The 6240-nt window shown below is 51.4% G+C and carries 5 protein-coding genes; all 5 read left to right on the top strand.

All coding sequences use genetic code 11. From position 1 onward, the window contains the following. The coding region (locus B3F49_RS04295; RefSeq protein ID WP_293909223.1) for an ABC transporter substrate-binding protein at positions 1–1200 on the top strand (1200 nt) is incomplete at its 5' end. A gap of 86 nt (positions 1201–1286) precedes the next feature. Continuing rightward, positions 1287–2159, top strand: a complete 873-nt coding sequence (locus B3F49_RS04290; protein WP_293909221.1) for a carbohydrate ABC transporter permease — start codon at positions 1287–1289, stop codon at positions 2157–2159. Then, the gene (locus B3F49_RS04285; RefSeq protein WP_293909219.1) at positions 2159–3007 is read left to right on the top strand and encodes a carbohydrate ABC transporter permease; all 849 of its coding nucleotides are present in this window, start codon (positions 2159–2161) and stop codon (positions 3005–3007) included. Before B3F49_RS04290 ends, B3F49_RS04285 begins: the two co-directional genes overlap by 1 nt. A gap of 27 nt (positions 3008–3034) precedes the next feature. Continuing rightward, entirely contained in the window at positions 3035–4525 is a 1491-nt protein-coding gene (locus tag B3F49_RS04280; protein ID WP_293909217.1) for an alpha-N-arabinofuranosidase, read from the top strand. Between the two features lie 71 nt (positions 4526–4596). Next, positions 4597–5532: an ArsR/SmtB family transcription factor gene (locus B3F49_RS04275; protein ID WP_293909215.1), complete on the top strand. Its 936-nt coding sequence runs from the start codon at positions 4597–4599 to the stop codon at positions 5530–5532. The last annotated feature ends 708 nt before the right edge of the window (positions 5533–6240 follow it).

Genomic DNA, 6240 nt, shown 5'->3' with positions numbered 1-6240 from the left:
GCCGGAGTAACCGAAGTGAGTTTCTGGACGTTCCAGGACCTGCATCTTGCGTTCTATGAGAAGATGGCAAAACTTTGGAATGAGCAGAACCCGGACCGCCAGATCAAATTCGTGGGCGAAGTGCTGCCGTATGAGGACATGCACACAAAATTGCTCGTTTCCCTGCAGGCCGGGACCGGTGCTCCTGATATTGTTGATATCGAGATCGCCAAGTATCCGAACTTCCTGAAGGGGAACATCCAATTGGCTCCGCTCAACGATGTGATCGATCCCGTCCGGGACAAGTTCGTTACTGCAAGACTGGACATCTACAGCAAGGACGGCAAGAACTATGGCCTTCCGTTCCATGTTGGTGCTTCAGTAATCTATTACAACATGGAGATCCTGAAGGCTGCAGGTGTGGATCCCTACAAGATCAAGACATGGGATGACTACATGGTTGCAGCCAAGCAGGTAAAGGCAAAGACAGGCAAACCCATGACCACTCTGGAGGTAACCGAACACTGGTCCTTCTGGCCGCTGGTCGCCCAGCAGGGTTCGGACTTCCTGGACAAGGACGGCAATGTCATTCTGGATAATGCCACGAACGTCAAGACATTGCAGTATCTCAAGGACCTGATGAACAGTGGTGCCGCAATTGCAGCCCCTGGCGGGTTCCATCATGCTGAAGAGTACTATGGCTTTATGAATGATGGCGGTGCCGCCTCCGTCTGGATGCCCATGTGGTACATGAACCGCTTCACCGACTATATGCCCGACCTGAAGGGGAAAATCCTGATTCTGCCGATGCCCAGCTGGACCGTTGGCGGCTCCCGCTCTGCAGGCATGGGTGGAACCGGTACTTCGGTCACCCTGCAGGCACGAGACCAGAAGCTCGCCAAGGACTTCTTGATGTTCGCAAAGGGCTCCAGGGAAGGAAATCTCTTGATCTGGACCGACCTCGGTTTCGATCCTCCCCGTTGGGATGTGTGGGATGACCCGATCATGAAACAGCCCAATAAGTTCACCGAATATTATCTCAATGATGACATTTTCGGCATGCTGCTCGATATCAAGGATGAGATCCAGGGTGTCAATATCAAGGAAAAGCTTCCTGCCGTAATTGACAGATTGAAGTCAACGGTCATGATTCAAGTTCTGCAACAGCAGATCAAGACTCCTGCCCAGGCTTTGAAAGAAGCTGCCGATCTTACCCGCTGACCATTGGTTTTGGATGCGCCGGGAACTTTTCCGGCGTATCCTGTACAGAGGAGGGATGGATGTCGAACAGATCACCAGTAAATTCAATGAAGATAGCGCCGTATGTATTCATACTGCCGTTTGTCCTATCCTTTTTCATGTTCTATCTCTATCCCATTATCAGTACCTTTGTGATGAGTTTCCAGCAGGTGTATCCCGGACAGGTGGATTTCATCGGCTGGAGCAATTACGGGAAGCTGAACAATCCTGAATTCAAAGTTGCCTTGCACAACAGCTTCCGCTATACGGTGTATACGATTGCCTTGTTGATTCCGATTCCCTTGTTGCTATCGGTGTTGCTCAACACAGGCAACCGTACGTACAATTCGCTGTATCGATCCATACTCTATGTTCCCAGCCTGGTCTCCATCGTAGTCGCAGGAACCATCATGCGCCTGCTGCTTGCCTCCAGTCCGAGAAGCATCGTCAACGTAATTGCTGCACTGTTCGGAGCAGAGCCGCGACAGTGGCTGCTCGGTGGTCCCACTCAAGCCATGGTGCTGCTGCTCATCCTGGCCCTATGGCGTTGGGTGGGGGTGAACATCATCTACTTCCTCTCCGGATTGCAGAACATCCCGGATGAACTCTATGAGGCGGCGGATATCGACGGGGCTTCGGGCCTGCAAAAGCTCTGGCGCATTACCATCCCGCTGTTGAAGAGAACCACCATTTTTGTGACCACAATCAGTATTTTCGGCGGGTTTGCCATGTTTGAGGAGAGTTTCATCCTCTGGGCGGGCAAGCCGTCACCGAACAATGTAGGCTTGACCATCGTCGGCCACCTCTACAATAAAGGCTTTCAGGAGGGAGAGATGGGTATGGCCAGTGCCATCGGGATAGTGCTGCTGATCATCGTTTTCACCCTCAGCGTATCGCTGTTGAAATTCTTTGGCTTCTTTGACGAGGAAGGGAGGCGATAATGAACGGAAAGCCGCATATCAAGGCCAAGTCCATTGCAAAGCATGTGCTTTTAATCGCACTGTGCCTTCTCTATCTGCTTCCCCTCTATTCATTGGCCTTGGCCTCTTTTCGCCCGGGTCGCGACCTGCTTCGCTATGGCATCACGCTAAAGACGCTCATCCCTACCGACTTGAATTTGGAGAACTTCAAGGGATTGTTCACCATCCGCGACGGCATCTACTTCACCTGGTATGGAAACAGCCTGGTGATCATGCTCATCCAAACAGTGCTGGCACTCTTTTTCAGTTCGTTTGTTGCCTATGGTCTCTCTGTCTATCGATTCAAGGGGAGGAAAGTCGTTACCACCATGGTCATTTTCCTCATGCTTGTTCCCATGCAGATCCTGATTCTGCCTCTCTATAAACTGATGATTTCCGTCAACCTGATGGATCGATTCCTCGGTGTCTTCCTGCCGATGGTGGTTTCGCCCTTTGCGATTTTCTTCTTCAAGCAATACATCGAAGGCCTTCCCCATGATCTGATCGATGCCGGCCGTGTGGACGGGCTCAGTGAATATGCCATTTTCTTCAGGATCATAGTTCCGATCATGCCCCCTGCTTTCTCTGCGATGGCGATTTTCATGTCCATGCAGAGCTGGAACAACTTCTTATGGCCCTTGATCGTGCTCCGAAGCGGCAATAAGTTCACCCTCCCCATCGGACTGAATACCTTGCTCACTCCGTACGGCAACAACTACGACCTGTTGATCATGGGTTCTCTTGGAGCCACCCTGCCGATTATTGTGGTTTTCATTTTCTTCCAACGATACTTCATCGCCGGATTGACATCAGGCGGAGTCAAAGGCTAAGCAAACAAATCAGAGAGGAGCAGCAACGTGAAGTGTACGATACATGCCAGCAAGCAATTTGTCCGAGGGACGGTCGATCCCAGGCTGTTTGGTTCGTTCGTTGAACAACTTGGTCGAGCGGTCTATGGGGGTGTTTACGAACCCGATCACGGTGCAGCAGACGAGGAAGGTTTTCGTAGCGATGTCATGGACCTTGTCCGCGAGCTCGATGTTCCGGTGGTTCGGTTTCCCGGAGGAAACTATGTTTCCAATTTCAATTGGGAAGACTCGATAGGTCCCAAGGAAAACCGCCCGACCCGGCTTGATTTGGCATGGAAGGCCCTCGATCCGAATCAGTTCGGCCTGCAGGAGTTCATGCACTGGTCCAAGAAAGTGGGGACCGAGCCGATGATGGTGATCAACCTGGGAACACGCGGCCTTGCTGAAGCGAAGGACCTGGTCGAGTATTGCAATCATCCAGGTGGTTCCTATCTGAGCGATCTCAGAAAGAGCCATGGATCGGAAAAACCCTATGATATCAAGCTTTGGGGCTTGGGGAACGAGATGGACGGACCTTGGCAGGTCGGCCATAAGAGTGCCGAGGAATATGGACGTCTGGCCTGTGAAGTGGGCAAGGCGATCAAGCTGTTCGACCCGTCACTTGAACTGGTTGCCTGCGGCAGTTCCAATTCCTCTATGCCCACCTTCCCCGAGTGGGAGGAGACCGTGCTCGACCATACCTATGAGGTGGTCGATTACTTGTCGCTTCACATGTATTTCCGCAATGAGGAGAAGGACATTGCCACCTTCCTGGCCTGCTCGGCGAGCATGGATGCTTTCATCGATACTGTTGTCCATGTGTGCGACTACGTCAAGGCAAAAAAGCGGTCCAAGAAGACGATGTACCTCTGCTTCGATGAGTGGAATGTTTGGTTCCACTCCCACGAAAAGGACAAGCAGCAGACTCCATGGATTGTCGGACCCTCCCTGCTCGAGGATGTCTATACCTTTGAGGATGCCTTGGTGGTGGGTTGCCTTTTGAACAGTCTGCTCAGGCACTGCGATCGTGTCAAAATCGCCTGCATCGCACAGTTGGTCAACACCATCGCCCCCATCATGACCGAAACCGGAGGAAAGGCCTGGAGGCAGACCATTTATTGGCCGTTCTACTATGCATCCAAATATGGCAGGGGGGAGGTATTGGAAAGCCGGGTTGACGTTGCATCGTACGAAAACAAGCAGTATGGAACCATTCCCTATGCCGATGCGCTTGTAGTGCATCATCCTGAGACAGGGGAAATTGACCTGTTCGTAGTGAACCGTCACGAGCACGAGATGTTGTCCCTTGAACTGGATCTGCCTGGTCTTGGCAATTCGTATATGCTGGTCGAGCATATTGTGTTGGAACATGAGAATCTGTACGCTGTCAACGATGCGATGAATCCTGAAGAGGTGATGCCGAAGCAGGTGTTGCATGCTGATACTGAAAACCTGCAGATTGCCCCCCTGACGTGGAACCTCCTGAGGTTTCATAGGTAGCAGAAGTGTTTGTTCTCAATCTGCCATTGTGTTAGGATGAAGGAAACGACTGTAGGAGAAGGTAGAGTAGGATGTTGAAAGAGATTTTTCTTGATTATTCCGACAAGCAGAAGATGCTGGTCGTGTCGAAGGCTATTGCCAATGAGGCGAGAATCAACATCCTTGAGCTGCTCAATGAGCGCAGTCTCAGTGTGAATGAGATTGCCGAGCAGTTGGGTCTTCCTACTTCAACCGCCGCACTGAATGTCCGCATTCTTGAGAATGCCGGGCTTCTCTTCACCGAATCACAACCGGGGATCCGCGGCAGCATGAAGGTGAGCAGCCGGGTATGCGACAGAGTGGTGTTTAGGCTTCTGCTCAATCCGATACATGAAAACAAAGAAAACTCGGTGATGCTGAGTATGCCGATCGGAAATTTCGTCAACTGTGAAATCCATCCAACCTGCGGTCTGGTCAGCGAAAAGAGCACCATCGGCATTTTCGACCAGCCCTGCAGTTTTTATTATCCCGACCGTACCAACGCCCAGCTGCTCTGGTTCTACAAGGGTTTTGTTGAGTACAGGTTTCCCAACACCATCGTGAACGGAGGGATTCCCAAGCAGTTCGACCTCTCCTTCGAGGCCTGCTCGGAAGCACCTTTCTATCGAAATGATTGGCCGAGCGATATCACCCTATGGGTCAACGATGTTGAGGTGGGGACGTGGACAAGCCCCGGAGATTTGGGTGGTCGAAAAGGAAAGTTCAACCCTTCCTGGTGGCCTGAATCGCTGAACCAGTATGGACTGCTCACCGATTGGAAGGTCAACTCCCATGGTACGTTTCTCAACAACGAGCACATTTCCGACTTGAAGATAGATGCCTTGCAAATCAAGGATCAGTGCTTCATCAGTGTAAAAATCGGAATCAAGGAAGATGCCCGCTTCATCGGCGGTGTAAGCCTCTTCGGCGAGCACTTCGGTGATTATCCGCAGAACATCGTACTGAAGCTCGATTACGACATGTATTAGAACACTATGGCTGAATGAACAGTATCTTGAGGAGGCAGCTGGTGTTTGGCGAAGACAAGGCTCCAAGTCTTGAGCAGATGAGTGGGTTGCTTTTGAGATGGAGGCAGGGTTGTTCTCTTTGAAAGTCAGAGCTACCTATTACATTCCAAGGCTGCTGCTGATGAGGGGCTCGAAAACGCCAAGCACCTCATCGGCCTTCAATGTCTTACATGAACAAGTGGCACTCCTATGCTTCTGAAGAGCTTCTCGCGTGGTTGTTGGAAGAGAACTATCCTTCGGTGCGCTATGATACCCTGACCGAATCAAGACAATCGGGTGTTGCAAGCCAAGCCTACAATATAGCAGGCCGGTTTTGTACCGAACTTGTCCGAGCTGATGGTACAATCTTGCTGTCAGCAGACCAACCGTCGATTCTACACCTGCTTCAGAACTCCGAGGAGTTGGAAGATGGCGGGTACAACCCCAAAAATTGGAGGGGAAGGAAGTCGGAAGTTATTCCATGCCTTGCAGGCAATCTTGTGTAGGCCATGATCCGCATTGGATACCTCGAGGCTGAGAAAGCCCTGGACCACCTGGTGCAAAGGCTCGATCTCAACGATGGAACGGTGGTTGAGGCTCTGAAGTCTCCCGTTGCTGGGCCCCGTGCACTTCGTAAGACAGGACAGCAGCCATAATTTGAAGAAGAAGGTAAAACCGGGTTGGCTTCAT

Source organism: Sphaerochaeta sp. UBA5836, from assembly GCF_002432845.1.
In the GTDB taxonomy this organism is placed as follows: Bacteria; Spirochaetota; Spirochaetia; order Sphaerochaetales; family Sphaerochaetaceae; genus Sphaerochaeta.
The sequence above is the reverse complement of the archived record's forward strand: the minus strand, read 5'-3'. Positions and strand labels throughout refer to the sequence as shown.

Bases quoted from the DNA above. Each gene is read 5' to 3' on its own strand.
- B3F49_RS04285 (WP_293909219.1), top strand. From the start codon at position 2,159: ATGAACGGAAAGCCGCATATCAAGGCCAAGTCCATTGCAAAGCATGTG.
- B3F49_RS04275 (WP_293909215.1), top strand. From the start codon at position 4,597: ATGTTGAAAGAGATTTTTCTTGATTATTCCGACAAGCAGAAGATGCTG.
- B3F49_RS04290 (WP_293909221.1), top strand. From the start codon at position 1,287: ATGAAGATAGCGCCGTATGTATTCATACTGCCGTTTGTCCTATCCTTT.